18 protein-coding genes, 1 pseudogene and 1 other annotated feature are annotated in these 19263 nt (G+C 40.4%); of the genes and pseudogenes, 7 read left to right on the top strand and 12 right to left on the bottom strand.

Annotated features, from left to right (window positions below):
- Positions 1–30 precede the first annotated feature (30 nt).
- The 3 genes from BM195_RS03390 (at position 31) to BM195_RS03380 (ending at position 2187) form a co-directional block, all read left to right on the top strand.
- Positions 31–420 (top strand): globin domain-containing protein, encoded by a 390-nt coding sequence (locus BM195_RS03390; RefSeq protein WP_090233641.1) that lies wholly within the window; start codon positions 31–33, stop codon positions 418–420.
- 257 nt (positions 421–677) lie between these two features.
- Positions 678–1574, top strand: coding sequence for a ClpXP adapter SpxH family protein (locus BM195_RS03385; RefSeq protein WP_090233636.1), 897 nt, complete (start codon positions 678–680; stop codon positions 1572–1574).
- A gap of 424 nt (positions 1575–1998) precedes the next feature.
- A complete protein-coding gene (locus BM195_RS03380) occupies positions 1999–2187 on the top strand; it encodes a hypothetical protein (RefSeq protein ID WP_090233634.1) in 189 nt (62 codons plus the stop codon).
- Positions 2188–2526: 339 nt separating this feature from the next.
- On the opposite strand, the gene pepF is transcribed toward BM195_RS03380, so the two are convergent.
- The 6 genes from pepF to BM195_RS03350 form a co-directional block, all read right to left on the bottom strand.
- A complete protein-coding gene (gene pepF / locus BM195_RS03375) occupies positions 2527–4338 on the bottom strand; it encodes an oligoendopeptidase F (RefSeq protein WP_090233631.1) in 1812 nt (603 codons plus the stop codon).
- 83 nt (positions 4339–4421) lie between these two features.
- Complete coding sequence (locus tag BM195_RS03370; protein ID WP_090233629.1) at positions 4422–5612, bottom strand: competence protein CoiA; 1191 nt, start codon at positions 5610–5612, stop codon at positions 4422–4424.
- A gap of 149 nt (positions 5613–5761) precedes the next feature.
- Entirely contained in the window at positions 5762–6457 is a 696-nt protein-coding gene (gene mecA, locus BM195_RS03365) for an adaptor protein MecA (RefSeq protein ID WP_090233626.1), read from the bottom strand.
- A gap of 366 nt (positions 6458–6823) precedes the next feature.
- On the bottom strand, positions 6824–7219 hold the full coding sequence (gene spxA, locus BM195_RS03360; RefSeq protein WP_090233623.1) for a transcriptional regulator SpxA: 396 nt from the start codon (positions 7217–7219) through the stop codon (positions 6824–6826).
- A gap of 279 nt (positions 7220–7498) precedes the next feature.
- The gene (locus tag BM195_RS03355) at positions 7499–8086 is read right to left on the bottom strand and encodes a GNAT family N-acetyltransferase (RefSeq protein WP_090233619.1); all 588 of its coding nucleotides are present in this window, start codon (positions 8084–8086) and stop codon (positions 7499–7501) included.
- Between the two features lie 237 nt (positions 8087–8323).
- Positions 8324–9544, bottom strand: a complete 1221-nt coding sequence (locus tag BM195_RS03350) for a putative glycoside hydrolase (RefSeq protein WP_090233614.1) — start codon at positions 9542–9544, stop codon at positions 8324–8326.
- A 361-nt stretch (positions 9545–9905) separates the two neighbouring features.
- Here BM195_RS03350 and panB point away from each other — a divergent pair, with 361 nt between their 5' ends.
- The 3 genes and pseudogenes from panB to panD all read left to right on the top strand — a co-directional run bounded on the left by panB (position 9906) and on the right by panD (position 11994).
- Complete coding sequence (gene panB, locus BM195_RS03345) at positions 9906–10736, top strand: 3-methyl-2-oxobutanoate hydroxymethyltransferase (RefSeq protein WP_090233611.1); 831 nt, start codon at positions 9906–9908, stop codon at positions 10734–10736.
- A 12-nt stretch (positions 10737–10748) separates the two neighbouring features.
- Entirely contained in the window at positions 10749–11621 is an 873-nt protein-coding gene (panC, locus tag BM195_RS03340) for a pantoate--beta-alanine ligase (protein WP_090233607.1), read from the top strand.
- Between the two features lie 11 nt (positions 11622–11632).
- Positions 11633–11994 (top strand): annotated as a pseudogene (gene panD / locus BM195_RS03335) (aspartate 1-decarboxylase).
- An 89-nt stretch (positions 11995–12083) separates the two neighbouring features.
- On the opposite strand, the gene BM195_RS03330 reads toward panD, so the two are convergent.
- The gene (locus tag BM195_RS03330; protein ID WP_342028012.1) at positions 12084–13040 is read right to left on the bottom strand and encodes a ketopantoate reductase family protein; all 957 of its coding nucleotides are present in this window, start codon (positions 13038–13040) and stop codon (positions 12084–12086) included.
- A 184-nt stretch (positions 13041–13224) separates the two neighbouring features.
- Positions 13225–13401, top strand: a binding site (T-box leader).
- 48 nt (positions 13402–13449) lie between these two features.
- Here BM195_RS03330 and trpS point away from each other — a divergent pair.
- Positions 13450–14445, top strand: coding sequence for a tryptophan--tRNA ligase (gene trpS / locus BM195_RS03325; RefSeq protein ID WP_090233601.1), 996 nt, complete (start codon positions 13450–13452; stop codon positions 14443–14445).
- 143 nt (positions 14446–14588) lie between these two features.
- On the opposite strand, the gene BM195_RS03320 is transcribed toward trpS, so the two are convergent.
- From BM195_RS03320 to BM195_RS03300, 5 genes are all read right to left on the bottom strand, one after another.
- The gene (locus BM195_RS03320) at positions 14589–15344 is read right to left on the bottom strand and encodes a YjbA family protein (RefSeq protein WP_090233598.1); all 756 of its coding nucleotides are present in this window, start codon (positions 15342–15344) and stop codon (positions 14589–14591) included.
- A gap of 92 nt (positions 15345–15436) precedes the next feature.
- Positions 15437–15643, bottom strand: coding sequence for a YuzI family membrane protein (locus BM195_RS03315; protein WP_090233594.1), 207 nt, complete (start codon positions 15641–15643; stop codon positions 15437–15439).
- A gap of 284 nt (positions 15644–15927) precedes the next feature.
- Positions 15928–17178, bottom strand: a complete 1251-nt coding sequence (gene fabF, locus BM195_RS03310) for a beta-ketoacyl-ACP synthase II (RefSeq protein ID WP_090233591.1) — start codon at positions 17176–17178, stop codon at positions 15928–15930.
- A gap of 29 nt (positions 17179–17207) precedes the next feature.
- Positions 17208–18149 carry a beta-ketoacyl-ACP synthase III gene (locus BM195_RS03305; protein WP_090233587.1) on the bottom strand — a complete coding sequence of 314 codons (942 nt, stop codon included), beginning with the start codon at positions 18147–18149 and terminating at the stop codon, positions 17208–17210.
- 90 nt (positions 18150–18239) lie between these two features.
- Entirely contained in the window at positions 18240–19202 is a 963-nt protein-coding gene (locus BM195_RS03300; RefSeq protein ID WP_342028009.1) for a BMP family ABC transporter substrate-binding protein, read from the bottom strand.
- Positions 19203–19263: the final 61 nt, after the last annotated feature.

The raw sequence follows: 19263 nt of genomic DNA, 5'->3' as shown, positions 1-19263 counted from the left end.
TATACAAATATACTGGAGAGTACGAGAACAATGAAACAACCTGAAACGATATATGAAGCAATTGGCGGTTTCGAAGTGATTGACAGATTAGTCACAGCATTTTATAAACGGGTTGGCAATCATCCAAAGCTGATTCCTGTTTTCCCGGATGATTTAACCGAAACAGCCAGAAAACAGCGGTTATTTTTGACACAATTTTTCGGAGGACCTAAGTGGTATACCGAAGATCGCGGTCATCCCATGTTGCGACGGCGTCATTTATCGTTTGAAATTACCTCTGAGCGACGGGATGCATGGTTAGAATGTATGGATGCAGCTCTCAACGAAACAAAAATCGAAGAACCACATCGTACAGCTATATTTGAAAAATTAACCATGACTGCTCACCATATGATGAATACACCGGTAAACGAAAAGTAAGTGTACTGGAAGTAAGCGTTCAAAAAGTCAATCAATAGGAAAGTCAAAGTGGCGAAGTTTCAGCCGACGGACTTACACACGGGATATTGACTTCTGTGTTTCCCACAGCACAAAAATTCGGCAGCGAAACATCGCACGAAAAAGTGTTTACTTTTTCGATGACATTGGTGATTTTAACAACAGATCCTCTGCAGTCAAGAGATTCACCGCTGATGATTTGATATCTTTTTGAACATCCATTGGAAAGGAGAATCGATGTGAGTTGGAACCAGCCAGAGCTGTCAGGCTCAAATCACACAAGCACATCGCCTCAATATAGCTATATCGACTTTGTTCAAAAACCCGTCGAAATATATGTCTTTATCGATCCGCTATGTCCGGAATGCTGGTCACTGGAACCTTATTTGAAAAAGCTGTCCATTGAATATGGACGTTTTTTCACATTGCAACCGATCCTTAGCGGGCAACTGAATTCGTTAAATAAAGATCTATTTGATAGACCCAAACAATTAAAGCAAATATGGGAAAAAATAGCCTCCCGTACAGGCATGTCCTGTGATGGTGATTTATGGACAGAGAATGAAATCTCGGCACCTTGGGTTGCTTCTATGGCCGTAAAAGCAGCTGAACTGCAAGGTAAAAAGGCTGGCAAAACGTTTTTACGAAGAGTACAAGAAAGCGCATTTCTGGGTAAAGAAAACATATCCGATATGTCTGTGCTAAAGCAATGTGCCAGAGAAGCAAATTTGGATATCCAGGAATTTGAAGATGATTTGTACTCACAATCGGCTAAGAAGGCGTTCCAATCCGATTTGAAACTGACGAGGGAAATGGAAGTTGACTATATACCAACAATTGTCTTTTTTAATCAAAGGACAGATGAACAAGGGATCAAAGTGTCAGGACTTTATCCGTATGATATTTATGTACAGATACTGAAACAGATTTTGCAAAAGGATCCAGTTCCATCAAGTAAACCGCCTCTCGAAAACTTTGTCCAATATTATCATGTTGTTGGAAGCAAAGAGGTATCGGTCGTATATGACTGGTCTGAAACAGAAACAGACAAAGAAATGAAAAAAATGCAACTGCGCCAGTACGTGAAAAAGATTCCGGTAAAGTACGGCACATTTTGGAAATATATTGATGAATGAAACTCAAAGTTATGTAAATTGCTTTGAGTTTTTTATGTTGGTAACTAACGCTCACAGAAACTAGTTTCATGATGCTCTATACTTAATATTTTCTGACATGAAAAAACAGGATGTACGGGGCAGCGTACATCCTGTTGTTCTCCGTCTCTGTATAAACAAAGGGGGATGGGAGAAAGTTTCATGATCAAAAACAAAGGGGTTTTGTTTGTGACTTATCTCACATTATTAATGTTATCAGTGAGGCGTTATTTTATCAATTAGCATGTTCACTTTTTCACAAAAATGTCACACTTCTATTTCACAAGTTTGTCACATATCATTTTACAGAAGTCAGAAACCAGAGGTCAGGGAGGAAATCGGCGAGTTGGCTGATTTCAAAATAAAGTCCTCTATTCTATGTGAACATTGAATTGGAGTGGATAAGATGAAAGAACTCCTGCCGTTAATTTTTCTCATGATGACGTTGGTTGCAGCATTATTAAATTTACTTGGACTCATGCAGTTAATACCATTATACATTACATTGCCGATGCTGTTTATCTCGATTTACTTAACCATATTTACATTTACACACCGGAATGTATACCGGGGCAGAATGCGGGGACGTTCATAACCTGCGAGAATGTCCCTGCGCCAGACAAACATAAAGAGGGTTTTCAGCCCTATTGCCATTCAATTAGGATTACCCGTTAGAAAACCGAGAGGCTCAGCCTTATCGTATCCCCTTGTACCGGGCACGTTCTATGAGTTGAAACGCTTTATTGAATAAGTTTCACTTTTCCCCGCATGTAATGGTCAGTAACCAGCCCAAAAACGCCGGCCAACTGACCCGATTCTGTTCAACTAACATTCAGTGGAGAAATACACTCCACTGAATGAAGTTTCACTTTACTCCGATGTTGAAATGAAGCAGGCTGCTGCCAAAACAAACCGGTAGCAGCCATTCTATTGTTTAATCCAGAAGCAGTTCTTCCATTTCATTCAATTTTTCCTCAAACACGTCAAGAGCAGCAAGTATCGGTTCTTTCGATGTCATATCAACACCAGCTTTTTTTAGTATCTCAATTGGATAATCACTGCTTCCCGCTTTCAGGTAATTCAAGTAGCGGTCAACTGATCCCTCTTCTCCGTTAAGAATCTTGTCAGCAAGTGTTGTCGCAGCAGAATAACCTGTTGCATACTGATAAACGTAATAATTCATATAAAAATGAGGGATTCGCGCCCATTCCTTCCCAATTTCCTCATCTGATACTACATCATCACCGAAATACTTTTTGTTCAGTTCATGGTAAATGGCCGTTATTTTTTCTGCAGTCAATGCTTCACCATTTTGTGCACGCTCATGTATATCATGTTCAAACTCGGCAAACATGGTCTGCCTGAAAACGGTTCCCCGGAATCCTTCCAGAAAATGATTCAGCAAATAAAGCTTCTGTTTGTCATCGTCAACCTGTTTTAACAGGTAATCATTTAACAAGGCTTCGTTCGTTGTTGAGGCCACCTCAGCGACGAAAATGGAGTAATTGCCATACCGGAACGGCTGGTGCTTTCTCGTATAATAACTGTGTAGTGAATGGCCCAATTCGTGAGCTAACGTGAACAAATCATTCAGTTTATCCTGCCAATTCAGCAAAATATACGGATGAGTGCCATACGCGCCGGAAGAATAGGCACCGCTTCGTTTGCCTTTGTTTTCTTCTACATCGATCCATCGGCTTGAAAAACCTTCTTTCAGGACATTAACATAGTCATCCCCAAGTGGCGCCAGCGCTTCAAGCACATATTCATGTGCTTTTTCATAGGAAATGCTCATATCGGCGTCTTTGACCAGTGGTGTGTACATGTCGTACATGTGCAATTCATCAACACCAAGCACTTTTTTCCGCAGGCGGACATAGCGGTGCAGCAGTGGTAACTTTTCATTGACGGCTGCCACAAGGTTTTCATAAACTTGTTCCGGAATATTATTATTATCCAATGCTGCTTGACGTGCAGAATCATAATTTCGCATTTTAGCATTGAAATTATCTGTTTTAACCGTACCTGTTAATGTCGAAGCAAACGTATTAATGAATTTATCATAGGTGTCATACATAGCTTTAAATGCCGACTTCCGGACGTTGCGATCCTTGGACTCCAGGAAACCGATATAACGTCCATGTGTCAAATCAATTTCTTCCCCATCCTCATTTTCTATCGAAGGAAAGGTTAAATCAGCATTGTTTAACATACTGAATGTATTGGATGCACTTGACATCGGTTCTGATGCTTCTGCCAGCAGTGCTTCCTCCTTTTCACTCAGTACATGCGGTCGCTGACGGCTGATTTCATCCAAAACATGTTCATAAAGCTTTAATTCCTCTTTTTCTTCCAGGAAAGTTTGCAGTTTTGATTCATCCATTGCCAGGATTTCCGGAACAATAAAACTCATTTTGCTCGATGTCACGGTCAGCACATTTTCTGCTTTGGCATTCATCGCCTGATACGTTGAATTTGTCGTATCCTGATCATAACGCATGTGCGCATATGTAAACAGTTTGCCTAATCGCTCTGACAGCTCATCCTGAAGCTGTAAAACCTCGTACAGATTCTGTGCTGATTCAGCGATTTTCCCCTGATATTTCTCAATTGATGGAAGATCATTCTGCAATGCTCCAAGTTCTCTTTCCCAATCATCATCAGTTGCAAAAATGTCTTCCAGCTTCCATTTCCGTTCTTCCGGAATATCATTTCTTTTCGGCAATTCCTTGGCTGCTTTTGCCATATTAAAATCCTCCTTATAGTTCGTTCTATACATTTTATTCTAGCTTCACCCAAAAAATCCTTTATTTTATTTAGTATAACGAATTATTTCACATTCATGCCTTCATTTTGCTTCATGAAATGATCCATCAATTGGTCATCCTTGCCTAATGCAGCTTCTATATGCTGATAAAAAGGTATTGGATTTTGCTTGATAAAGCAATGAGGGGAGGTCTCACGGACGATTTGAAGATACTCCAGCAGTTGAAGGTATTGGTAAATCGGGTTGGCTGCTGACCTAATAAGCGGGAAAAATTTCGCATGGCGCAGATGATGACGTAAAAAATGAATACAGCGCCCGAGACTGAATGTTTCACCAATTGCCAACGGATTAATCATTTCAAGACATAGCCTGCTCTGCCAGTCCCATGGCGGGGTTACCATTCTGTATTGAGCCGAAACAGGAAGGTGAATGAAGGAAGGGAGAGACTCTTTGTGGGTGCCATTGACGTATACCCATTGATGCCATGCCAAGTCGCGTCCGTATACACGTCTGGAAGGTTTCGTGCGGAATATATATTTTTCCCCTTTCCAAATTTGATATATCTTTTTTTTCGTAAAAAAGGAAATCCGAAACAAGTCGGTAAAGATCATGTCATTTAATGGTTTGATCAACATCTTCCCTGCCGCTCTCTGTTTTGTTGGAAAATACAAATCCTGAAATAAAATGAGTCGGAGTGTATCCGGGCAAAAGTAATATAAAGTCAGTGGAAAATCTGGAGAAAATTGATGAATGAAATAAAGCTGGAATTGATCGATTTTTATTTGATCCCGGTTATAGCGGTCCAGTCGGTTTGCACCCAAAATCCAAATTGGAACAATCCCTTGACTGTCGTAACCCTTATTTCGTTGGATGATTTGTTCAGGTGGGATTCTTGCACATTGATATTCAATAGCAACCGTTTTATCCTTTAGTTTAATCAAAACGTCAGGCCGCTGATTGATGGCCGGCAAGTTCGCTTCCAGCTGTACATCAAGCTGCTGGTGCTTTAGCCATTGAAATAATAACCATTTCCCTTTCTCATGATAAGCCCCTTCACCACCTTCCTGTGAAGGACAATTACTCCTGGAACTGTGGGCAAAATGCGGAACCGTCTTGGAACCTGCCTTTACAATAACCGGTTCGTGACAGGTCGGACAAAAAAATTGCGTTTTTTTCTTCCAGGCCAAGATCTCTTCCTTTGTAAAGGAGGATAATATCACGATTCTCCCATATTCAGTTTTTGCTTGCAGCATTATAACACCTCCATCAACTTAAAGATTCGACAGCGATGGACAAAATCCTGCAAAAAGGAAAAATTCGTTATTTGCCGCGTATGTGACGTGTCCATACCAAATCACTGGCAGTTTTATCCTTGTTAAAAAGCCAAAAAAAAGACACTCTTTTATTCAGAGCGTCGAATGATTGCAGGAAAATGGGAGCGAATTTGACCAAACGTATTGGTTTCAAATATTTGGTTACCATATTCCTCCAGAAAGTGAATGGTTACATCGGTGTCATTTGCGAATTCAAATATTTGACTGAGTAAATCTTCCTGTCTGTCATCATCTTCTTGCGGAAATACAATATACAAGTAATAGTGATCTTTATAATGATAAAGCGTATTTTCTAATTCCTCATCGTTACCCTGGAAATAATGGCTTAATTGGATAAGATCTTCAAAGTCATTGAAGCGAACGATCAGTGCAAGACTGCCATCTCCCGCATCATTGCCAGTGGCATTGCCCACTCTTTCTTTTCCGAACTTATCATCCAGTACATCTTCTATTTTATCATCAACTGATATATCGACCGTTTTGCCATCCTCATCCGGCAGCTCAATATTCTCACCGTCTTTAGAGATTTGTGCCTTCGTTACGACAATTTCTAAACCTTTATCCATTGCCTGTACTTGAATCCATAACGGCCCATCAACATTAAAATCTTCTTTATAATTAAGTTCTTCCATCATTTGCCAGAATAACTGCTCTCCCCGTTCACGGTTATACCAGATTTCTTCACGCTGGAATCCGCGATCTTCCATATCCACATACGTAATATAAAACTTTACCGTATTCTCATTAATACGTTCTATTTCCATTCTGCTTCTCTCCCTTCGTTTAAAGAATTGTGACTTTCAGGGTCAAATCCAAATGGTGGAAGAGTCAAATAGTATTATTTATGATACGTTTCCCTTTTCATAAACACTTATAACCACTCATTATTCCTTTACCATCATTGTATGATATAAGCATCCTGTTTGAAAATTTATATGCCTATATAAAGATGGTTAATTTTATATTTTAAACGATTTTTCACCCATTGTCACTAGCTGTTATAAAATATTCAATTATTTTTTGACACTGCACGCTTCGGATACAGGACAATAATATATACATGTTTACAGAAAAAACGCAGACCTGGTTTAGAAGGATCTGCGTTTTTAATTTTATACTATGCTGGAAAATCAGTTAACCATTCGTTGTGCTTCACGTAATTGGAAAGTCCGTACTGTTCTCGGCAGGAACCTGCGAATTTCATCTTCGTTATATCCGACCTGCAGCCGTTTCTCATCAAGAATAATCGGTCTGCGCAAGAGTCCCGGATTTTGCTGGATTAAATTGAACAAGTCTTTCATAGGCAATTGATCAATATTGAGATCCAGTTTTTGAAATACTTTTGAGCGGGTTGATATAATCTCATCGGTACCATCTTCCGTCATACGCAATATTTCCTTGATCTCATCAAGTGTTAATGGCTCAGAAAATATGTTACGCTCTATAAACGGTATATCATGTTCTTCCAGCCATGCTTTTGCTTTTCTGCATGATGTACAGCTTGGTGAGGTATAAAGTGTTACCACGTAACATCACTCCTCAATTTTAGAATATATAGACATTTAATGAACAATAACTTATTATCAAATTAAAATAAGTTTAAATAACTTACATGTGTAATTATACTACAGTTGTCAATCAAAAGGTAGAGGTTTTCGCAAAAAAATGGCAAAAAATATATGTGTTCACAAAATGTTCTTATTTAATTGTACTATACCCCAATCCATGTTTCATTAAACCTTTTGATTGAAAAAATGGCCTCTAGTTCCCAGGAAAACCAAGAGGCCAAATGATAAGTATCATGTCTATGCTCTTTCTGTCAGGTTTTCGAATATGTCATGTGAATCACGGTCTTCATCATAACTCAGCACCTCGTCTACCGGCTGATAAGCTTCACCATAAATTTCTTCGTCTTTATACGTATGAATCGTCTCGTACATTTTTTTCATTTTTTCATAAATCATTTCTTCTGATTCATCACTTGGGGACCAGTACAATACTTCCATTGGCGTTTCTTCATTTGTAGTCAGTGATCGGCGGTTATAATCAATGTAACGGGCGTGAGTAAACCCTTCCCGTTTATAAAAGTGAAGGCGTTTCCCGGTATCTGTATCATCATAATCAACAGGCTCCACTTCCAAAATAATCGGTTTATTCCGTTCTTTCAGCTTTTCCATCAGTTTATGTCCGATCCCTTGTCCTCTTGATTGCGCGGAAACCCAGACATAGTCAATAAAAAGGAATGTATCAAATTCCGCATACATTAATACGTGGTAAGGTCCCTCATCTTTATGGTAAACATCCCCTTTTTCCTTCAGCAGCATTTCCATATGCTTTCTGGATTTCATCTCCTCAACAGGGAAATACTTGTTCAATTTTTCATACCAGTTCATAGACCTACTCCTTCGTTTAGTAGTCTTTTCCATTATAACGACAGCAGACGTTTATGTTAAACCGGTTAAAAGGCTGTCATCTCCTTTATTACCCCGTTTAGCTTTATATGAACTTATTATAATTAAAAAAACCGGGTTTTATTCAAAAAAGCCCGGTTTTTTTAGCACAGAAACAACCATCACTACAATGGACAAAAATAAACATATCGACTATCACCAGATTCACAGTGATCGTACTTAATCCATCGGTGTATAATCTACATTTTCCGTATAAGTGTTACCGGCATTCCAAATTAAGAATTCGTTTATGCCGTTTTCATTTAATGCTTTAATCTGCGCTTCCACTTCTCCTTTGCCATACTCAGTCGGAGCCCCACTATAGAGCCATGGTGCCTCAAAGTCCTGAATCCATGGGCGTGATACAGGTTTATTTTCCAATTGATCGAGAATGCCATTTTCAACTTTTACATATTCGGTTATCGTTTCATATGGCTTTTTATCCGGAAATTCAATGTCAAAATAGGATGTCCAGTGACTCGGATAAATCATTGACGAAATAACATCCACATTGCTTGCGATTTTAGGGAAATTTTGCCCGATTCCAGGCGCTTCTTCAATTGTCGCTGTATAACCAAAAATATCGACAGAAACATCAACATCATAATAATCCAGTTCTTCCCTGGCATATTCGACAAATTCAGTAACTGCTTTGACACGCCGCTTCACATTACTCATATCTTCATTTTTATAGTCGCCCTGACTATAGTCTAATTCGCTGTCCTTGTTTTCGAATCCTTCCGGGAAACGAACATAATCAAACTGGATCTCCTGAAAACCCAGCTCGGCAGCCTGTTTAGCTATTTTCAGATTATATTCCCATACTTCCTTTTGATATGGATTGACAAATGCCTCCCCTTTGTTATTCGACCAGACCTTTCCATTTTTTTGAAAGGACAGGTCGGGGCGTTGTTCAGCCAACACAGAATCTTTGAAGACGACGATTCTGGCAATCGGATAAATCCCCTTTTCTTCTAAATACTCGAGCATTTTCCGTGGGTTATCGATATAATTTACAGCAGCATCGCTATATGGGGAGTCTTCCGGGACATTAATCGTCAGGTTCCCGTGGTCTTCTTTGATATCAATGACCATGGCATTCAAGTCGGATGTATCGATTAGATTGACGAGGTTATTAAATTTCTCTCCACCTGCTGAAGGGCCTGTCACATAAATTCCCCTGATGGCATCCGGGTATTCAAAATCAAGTCCGGAATCGTATGTAAAACGCTGTAGTTTTTGTTCGGTATCAATCGTGGAAAGCATCGTTTGTTTTTCTGTATGCGGACTTGCCTTCAATGTCCCCTCACCACTCGTTTGTTGTGCCGTAATCGGTATAACCGTTGCGATAAGAAGGAGAATAATTGCTGCAACAGTAATCATGAAGTGTTTTCTCTTCATTATCTATCAATCTCCCATTTTCCCTTTTAGATCTATTATAAAGGAAATCGACCATTAATAGAACAATAAATTTCAAAATACGACAACAGTATTTGGAAGATAATAGCTGACACATGCATATGTTATGATCATGGCTAAAAATATAGTACAATGAAGTTGATCAGTGAATGCAATAATGAATGTTTGTGAATTTCACGAATAACTTTGCAACAAACATGATACATCGTATTTCAGCAATGTAACCCCTGCTGTTTGATATCGAAAAGAAGTCATGTCATTTTTCTATAGGCATATTTGTCTACTAAACAGCCATATATCCTAAACGGCGTTAAGTTATGAATATAGAAAGAAGGGTTCTATGATGCTTAGTATATTAGATTTGAAAAATATGAAAGAAAATAACGACAAGATTACCATGGTCACTGCATATGATTATCCTTCTGGTAAACAGGCAGAACAAGCTGACATTGATATGATCCTCGTTGGTGATTCATTGGGAATGGTTGTCCTTGGGTATGAGTCAACCGTTGAGGTAAAAATTGAAGACATGATCCACCACGGAAAAGCAGTCAAACGGGGAGCACCGAATACATTCATTGCGGTTGACATGCCATTTATGTCCTATCACATCTCATTGGAAGAATCTATGCGTCATGCAAAAAAGATTTTTCAGGAAACGAATGCCCAAAGTCTGAAAATTGAAGGTGCATCCCAAGAAACGTTGCGCCTTATAGAACGATTAACAGAGGCAGGGATTCCGGTTATTGCACATTTAGGATTAACACCTCAAACTGTTCATGTGCTCGGTGGGTTTAAAGTTCAAGGGAAAGATAAAACCGCCGCAAAAAAACTTCTGGATGATGCAAAGAAAGTGGCAGATCATGGAGCTGCGGCACTCGTTTTGGAATGTGTTCCAACAGAACTGGCTGCAATCGTGTCAGAATCTATCAACATCCCAACTATTGGCATTGGTGCGGGACCAGATTGTGATGGACAAGTGCTTGTATATCACGATATTATGAAATACGGTGTTGAGCGGTTGCCTAAATTTGTTAAACCATATGCTGATTTTAATGAAAAGGGTACAGAAGCGTTGAAAGCTTACATTTCAGACGTAAAGCAAGAAAGCTTTCCTTCTGATAGTCATTTATTCTTGATCAAAAATAAAGATTCATTGCCTGAAAGTGACTAGGTGGGAGTATCTATGAAAATTATACGTACGATTCAAGACATGAAACAATCGATTGAACATTACCGGGACCTTAAGAAACAGATCGGCTTTGTTCCAACAATGGGATTTCTTCATGAAGGTCACTTGAACTTGATGCGAGAAGCGACGAAAGAAAATGATGTCGTTGTAGCCAGTATCTTTATTAATCCGTTACAGTTTGGGCCTAATGAAGATTTTGAACGTTACCCAAAAGATGAGCAGGCTGATACACTTCATGCCGAAAAAGCCGGGGTCGATGTATTATTCATGCCAACCGTTACAGAAATGTATCCAAAGCCAATGCTCATGCAAATGAGGATAAAAGGCCGGACTGATGTTTTATGCGGGCGTTCCCGTCCCGGACATTTTGATGGCGTACTGACCGTATTGACGAAATTATTTCATATTATCAGTCCGGACAAAGTGTATTTTGGCTTGAAAGATGCCCAACAAACAGCCGTTGTGGACGCATTAATCGATGATTTCAATTTTCCGATTGAACTCGTTGGACTGCCAACGGTGAGGGAAGCAAATGGACTGGCGAAAAGCAGTCGCAATGTTCATCTGACCAAACAGGAACGAAACGAAGCTGCTTGGCTTTATAAAGGATTACAGCAGGGGCAACAGCTTATCCGTAACGGTGAGCATTACCCGGATAACATCATTCACCTAGTAACGAAAACAATTGAACAGCATATTTCGGGTAAAATTGATTATGTCGAGTTACTGAGCTATCCGTCATTAGAATTTGTTTCATCCATTGATCAACAGGTCATACTTGCTACTGCTGTTCACTTTGACAAGGCTAGATTAATCGATAATCTGATTCTCGACAATTATGGAGAAATAATCACCCGATACAATTAGAAGGCAACGGTATGTTTCGTACTATGATGAAAAGTAAAATTCATCGTGCACGTGTAACAGAGGCGGATTTAAATTATGTCGGCAGTGTAACAATTGATCAAGATATTTTGGATCAGGTCAACATTGTACCGCATGAGAAGGTACAAATTGTCAATAACCATAATGGTGCCCGATTGGAAACATATGTTATTCCTGGTGAGAGAGGATCAGGGTGTTGTTTGTCTAAATGGAGCATCAGCAAGACTCGTACAAAAAGATGACATCGTTATTATTATTTCCTATGCTCTCCATTCCCAATGAGGATTTAGCAGCTCATAAGCCGCTCATTACCATTATGAATGAAAAGAATGAGGTAAGCGAACTATTGGAATAGGAATCACCATTAACAACATAGAAGTGTAAAAGAAAACAGTCTGACTCGTTCGATAAATCTGGCTGTTTTCTTTAATATATAAAGTTATATTAAGCCAAATGAACGCTATGCTGATAAGTATTTTCCATGACTTTGATTAATTTCGTCATCATGTCATTATAAGGTGTCGGTATTCTGTGTTTTCTTCCTTCTTCCACAACCGCACCATTCATCACATCTATTTCTGTCTTGCGCTCATGGAGAACATCTGTCAGCATAGAAGATGTATTCATGCCAATCTCTACTTTGCCCAGCCGGATGCATTCAGCTGCCGGATCATCAAACAATAAAGGTATTTTCTTGGCTTTTGCAATCTGTACCGCTTCATGAACAAGCTTTGCCACGATGTCCTCTCCTTCCTGAACAAGTAAAGTATCCCCGTTTTTGAGTCTTGTGACTGCTGTCAATCCATTATACGCTACATTAACGAGTAATTTGCTCCAGACAATGGACTGCACATTTTCCGACACATGAGTTTCCAGGCCGCTTGCTGAAAAAGTCAATGCAATCTTATCAAGCAACGCTTGGTTATCACCAGGCTGGGAAACGCCTATAAACGTGCTGCCCCATGCTCGATGTACAACAACTCCAGGTTCTTTAATGCCTGCTCCTGCCCGTGTTCCACCAACCATCACATCGTGTGCTGGTGCTAGACGCTCGATTTTTTCCATATTTCCGATTCCGTTTTGCAGCGTAAGAATTGGTGTATTTTTATGTAAAGCCGGTAAAACGTTTTTAAGCACACTTTGCGTCGCAAACGCTTTAACGAGTACAAGAACAAGATCATAATTGTCTGTGAGCCCGGCAGGATTTGTCACAACCGAAAGAACAGCAGTTGAGGCATTCCCATCGGTATCGGTTAGTGTCAGGCCATTATTCTGTATGGCTCTGGTATGGTCATTCGACCGATTGTATAACGTGACGTCCATACCGGCTTGCTTTAATTTTCCCGCAAATAAACTCCCCATAGCCCCGGCGCCAAGGATTAATAGCTTCATCTGGAATATACCCCTTTGTCGATATCTTTATAAATAGCTTATTATACTGTAACATATCCACTCATGCTCCTGAATCTTCATGAATTTATGTGGTCCATCCCCTCACTACTATTGTTATTAATATTTCTGTACTCAAACTCCTTTCACTTGAATTTGAATTCATTTTTGGTTATGATAAGTAAAATAAATAGGAATAAAAGCTATGATGGAGTTAAAGTACAATTACCCTCTAGAACTTTAGAGAGCTTGTGGCCGGTGAAAACAAGCACTATGGTAAATTGGAATTGGGCTTTGGAGCTTTTTGCCAAAAGAGATCATGTACTATCAGACATGATAAATAGGGTGGCACCGCGGTTCATTCGTCCCTTTTGAATGGGATTAATGGATCTTTTTTATGGAAATGAAGGAGTGAACGAATATGCAAACGATATTCTCAGGAATCCAGCCGAGCGGAACATTGACAATCGGCAATTATTTAGGAGCAATTCAGCATTTTACCGAACTTCAAGAAGAACATAACTGTTATTTTTGTATTGTTGACGAGCATGCGATCACCGTGCCACAGGACAGGCTGAAATTGAGAAACAACATCCGCTCGTTGGCCTCACTGTATCTTGCTTCCGGAATAGACCCGGAGAAATCGAGATTGTTTATACAATCGGAAGTTCCGGCACATACACAACTGGGCTGGATGCTGCAGTCGATCAGCTACATCGGCGAATTGGAACGGATGACTCAATTCAAGGATAAATCAGCCGGGAAAGAGGCTGTATCATCATCGTTATTGACTTACCCTCCGTTAATGGCCGCGGATATTCTGTTATATAAGACAGATGTCGTTCCGGTCGGTGAAGATCAGAAGCAGCATCTCGAACTGGCACGCAATCTGGCAGAGCGGTTCAACAACAAATTTAATGATATTTTCACCGTACCGGAAGTCAGTATCCCGAAAGTCGGTGCACGGATTATGTCACTGCAGGATCCAACCAAAAAAATGAGCAAGTCGGATGAGAATGAAAAAGCATTTATTTCCATGCTCGATGAACCGAAAAATATTGAAAAGAAAATCAAAAGTGCTGTCACCGACTCTGAAGGCATTGTGAAATTTGATAAAGAAAACAAGCCCGGTGTTTCTAACTTACTGACAATTTACGCCAGCTGTTCCGGGGAATCGATTGAGGATCTGGAAGCAACATATGAAAGAAAAGGCTACGGCGAATTCAAGCAGGATGTTGCTAATGCGGTCATTAATATCCTGAAACCAATCCAGGACCGTTACAATGAGCTGATAGACTCTGAAGCTTTAGATAACATTTTGGATCAAGGAGCCGATAAAGCTTCTTTTGAAGCAGATAAAATGCTAAAGAAAGCTAAAAAAGCAATGGGTCTTGGCCGCGTGAAGAAAAAACGGTAACAATAAAAGGGTGATCCGCAGAATGCTGCAGACCACCCTATTTATTTCATTCTTCAAAATTTAATTGTATATGGGTGTTATAACTTAAGCGGTTTTTCGAACTTCAGCACTTTATGCCAAAATTTAGCGTTTCATGAGGTATCTTAATTCGATGTATTTTGTTTCGGTGCCTGCTCCAATTCCCACATTTTCTCGAGAAACGGCTGTCCTTTAATCAGTTTGCCACATAAGTCTTCATGCGATTTGCTCCATCCATACTTCACACCTTCATATAACGTATCCCAAACGGTTTCCTTGTCCATGTATCTTAGATAAGGATACTGTTTCGGATCCCACTCGGTGAGCCAATACCGGAGTTCCTCCAGATTATCAACTGTCTTCAGCTGATCAAGCGCAATCATCAGGAGTTGCTTCAGCTGACGTTCCCGACGTGTCAATCCGTATACAAGTTTTGGTTCCATTGAAAGCATGTGATATTCTTTTTTGACATTGTTTCCATTAAAATGAAACGATTCCGGTTTCGTCGTTTTAATCATATCAAATACAAGCTGCTCCTGCCTTGGGATCAGCCTGCTTTTTCGAACTGGTATCTGGTAGCCGATCGTATCAAATGCAACAATATCATTCCCGTCTGTCACAACGGCTGCGCATTCAAGGCTATTACGTTCTTGTCCTTTACGCATATATGCACGTTTGTATATTTGGTCCATCATTTCTTCAGGCAAATCATGCATGTCATTTTCGATGTATTCATACAGATCTTCAGTTATGTATAATAATGGAACCTGATCCAGCAGCTCAATTCCATCATTCTTTCGCCATTCATGAAAATAGCAGACACTATAACCATTTTCTTCGCCCTCAAACCAGTTTACCCAGACATCGTGTAAATATAGCATAAACAACCCTCGCTTTGAATGAATCATTTAAAGAAAATGTATTTAAGATACATTATGACCATCATGAAAAAAATTATTCGATTCAACAGAAATTAAAGGTTGCTTGGATAACGTAATAGTGTCACCGCCATCAAAATGATTCCAATCGGCAAAAAGTAGCATTCGGGCCGTCCCGCAAGAAAAATAAAGTAATCTCCCCAGGAAACCCCAACAGGTAAAAAATTCATATAGGCAATAATCGTTACACCACCAGATACAGCTAGTCCAAATCCGATCAAAAAAAGAAATATAAGTATCAATGCCTACACCCCATGCTTGTCCAGTCATTTATTTTCATTTTATGCATGGGAATGTGATTCATGATGATTGTTTGATTTCTGACAGGTAATGGCTGCTGTAATCTGTCGGGTTTGTTTCAGCTTGGCTGTCATACACACTGATACAGCCATCTTCACGCATTGTGCGGTTTATTATTTCGGCCACTTCACAACTATAGAAGGCCGGTTCGAACATGATTTGGGCCAATTCATTAATTGATCCGCTATATCAACAGACGACATGAAAAAACTGACCACCGAAGCAGTCAGTTTTTTCCTTCATTATATTTTTTGAAAATCAGTGTGGCGTTATGTCCGCCAAATCCAAGTGAATTGCTCATAACGACGTTAATATCCTGCTTTCTTGATTCATTCGGCACATAATCAAGGTCACAATCCGGATCCGGTGTCTCGTAGTTCATCGTTGCCGGGATGACACCATCATCAATCGCTTTGACCGAAATCACAGATTCCAGTCCGCCGGCAGCACCAAGTAAATGACCTGTTACACCCTTCGTTGATGTCAAGGCCAATTTCCTTGCATGACCACCGAAAACAGCTTTAACCGCCTCGGTTTCATATTTATCATTTAAAGCTGTACTTGTGCCGTGCGCATTGATATAATCTACCTCTTCAAATGAAATGCCGGCATCCTGAACAGCCTGCTGCATCGCGCGTGCTGCACCTTCCCCATTCTCTGCTGGTGCCGTAATATGGTAAGCATCACCTGTAGCGGCGTAACCGATGATTTCGCCATAAATATGTGCGCCGCGATCAATAGCGGATTCCAGTGTTTCCAGGACTACAATACCTGCACCTTCACCCATGACAAACCCATCACGGTCTTTATCGAACGGACGGCTTGCCTTGTTCGGATCTTCATTTGTCGACAATGCTTTCATCGCGGAAAAACCGGCGAATGCCATGTTCGTAATGGGCGCTTCTGTTCCACCTGCAATCATATAATCGGCATCTCCGCGTTCAATCGCCTTGTACGCATCACCAATTGAATTGGCACCAGAAGCACAGGCCGTTGTCGTACAAGAGTTGATTCCTTTCGCACCGAGCTGAATGGATACTTGACCGGCTGCCATGTCCGGGATCATCATCGGTACAAAAAACGGACTGATTCGACGCGGTCCTTTTTCCATCAATTTGGTGTGCTGATCTTCCAAGGTTGCCATGCCCCCAATACCGGAGCCGACCCAAACCCCAACACGATCGGCATTGCTTTCATCTATCGCAAGCTCTGCATCATCAATTGCCATTCGTGCCGCAGCAACAGCATATTGCGTAAACAAATCCATCTTTCTGGAATCTTTTTTTTCCATATAATTGGTCGGATCAAAATCTTTGACCTCTGCAGCTGCAGATGCTGGCAATTCACTGTGGTCAATACGGCTTATAACATCGATTCCGCTATTCCCGGAAACAACATTGTCCCACATTGTACCGACATCGTTACCATTAGGGGATATGGTTCCGAGACCGGTAACTACTACTCTTCTTTCCACCATTTCTACTCCTCCTATTTACTTTTAAGTCATTAAAGGCCCCAGTGCAAAGCAACGGCTCCCCACGTTAATCCTCCGCCAAAACCGACGAGAACGAGTAAATCATTATCCTTTATTTTACCACTTTTGACGCCTTCTGATAAAGCAATTGGAATAGAGGCAGAAGATGTATTGCCATACTTTTTGACCGAAGTGGCCATCTTATCTTCTGCAATACCCAATCGTTCACGGGCTGCTTCCATAATCCGGATGTTTGCCTGGTGCGGAATCAGATAGTCTACATCTTCTTTCTGATATCCGGCTTTTTCAACAACATTGACCGATGATTCCGGCATTTGTCGGACAGCAAACTTGAACACTTCACGCCCATTCATAAATATATAGTCTGTTTCCTTACTTTGATAGAGATCTTTTCCACCTGAACCATCCGAACCAAGTTCAAATGAAAGAATGCCCTTCCCTTCCGAAACAGGTCCGACAACAGCCGCTCCGGCACCGTCCCCGAACAGAACACACGTATTTCGATCGGTCCAGTCAGTAATTTTGGAAAGCTTTTCAGTACCAACCACTAAAATTTTTTCATAGGCACTAGTTTCAATAAATTGTTTAGCGGTAATCACGCCATACATAAATCCGGCACAAGCTGCACTGACATCCATTGAAGCAATTTTTCCTGCACCTAATCTATCCTGCAGCGTGTTTGCAACAGATGGAAAAGGTGTATCCGGCGTCACGGTTGCAACGAGGATCATGTCCAAGTCCTCGGCTTTTACGTTTGCTTCCTTTAATGCATTCTGTGCTGCATAAAACGCCATATCCGATGTATCTATATTATCATCGGCAATACGTCTCTCTTCAATTCCTGTTCTTGTCCTGATCCATTCATCGTTTGTATCCACTATTTTTTCAAGATCTTTATTTGAAACAACATTAGTCGGAACATAATGCCCGGTACCTAGCAGGCCGACGCCCATATTCCCATCTCCTTATCCACTATTATTAAGAGCAATTCTTATGACTTGGTACTAATTTTAATGCATCCTTTACAATTGTGCAAGAATGACTTACTCTATTTCCCTTTCATTCGGTAACAACCCTGTATGCTTATAAGCTTCTACTTCTTCACGCATCTTTTCCCGAAATTTTTCAGGGACTTCCGGACTGAATTCCCCCAGAGAAATCATATCATCCTGGAAATCAAACGTCATCACACCACCACGAAGATCACCTTTATTAAAATTCTCAGCAGTTCGTGTATATATTTCTTCAACATGCTGCACGGTACTTGTCAAAACAGTTTCCCCATCAATTTCTGATTGATCAGAAACATAACCGATGGCATATATGCCATCACCTCTTGCCTGCTCAATGACAGACACGCTGTATGCATTACCTGCCGGGTAAATGACATCAGCGTCCTCACCCCGCATGGTCTCATACATTTGCATGGCCATTTCTTTGCCATTCCAGTCATTCACATAATTAAAATGCACTTCTGCTTCCGGATTCTGATAAGAGACGCCTTCAAAAAATCCTTCTATCTCCGGCTGCCATTCAAAAGCACCAATCACCCCGACATGATTTGTTTCGGTCATTTCACCTGCCATCATTCCGGCAAAAAATCCCATAGCATGTGAATTAAAATTCATGCTTGTTACATCTTCGGCAAATTGTCCCCCATTAAAATAAACGAAATGTATATCCGGATACGCCTGCGAAATATCTTCAAAATAAGTTCCATATGTATTGCTGTGGCCAAAGATAAGGTTCACACCATCATTGACTAATTCTTCAACAGCTTCTCTCACATCCTGTTCTGTTTGGACGCCCTCTTTATAATAAACATCAACATTAAATTCTTCCTCGATCGCAAGCATTCCTTCATAACCTTTTTGATCCCACGGCTGATCATCAATAGACGTTTCCACCAGCATACCGGCATTTTGCAAATTTCCCGAATCGCCACAGCCGGATAAAATAACAAGTATGAAAGCCGTTAATATGATGATCGGTAACTTCTTCAACATTTTCACTCCATTCCTTAGCTTGTACCTGCATTGTATCGATTAAACAGACCACCGTAAACGC

It is taken from the genome of Lentibacillus halodurans, from assembly GCF_900112045.1.
Classification (GTDB): domain Bacteria; phylum Bacillota; class Bacilli; order Bacillales; family Amphibacillaceae; genus Lentibacillus; species Lentibacillus halodurans.
This window is presented reverse-complemented; position numbering and strand designations above follow the sequence as displayed.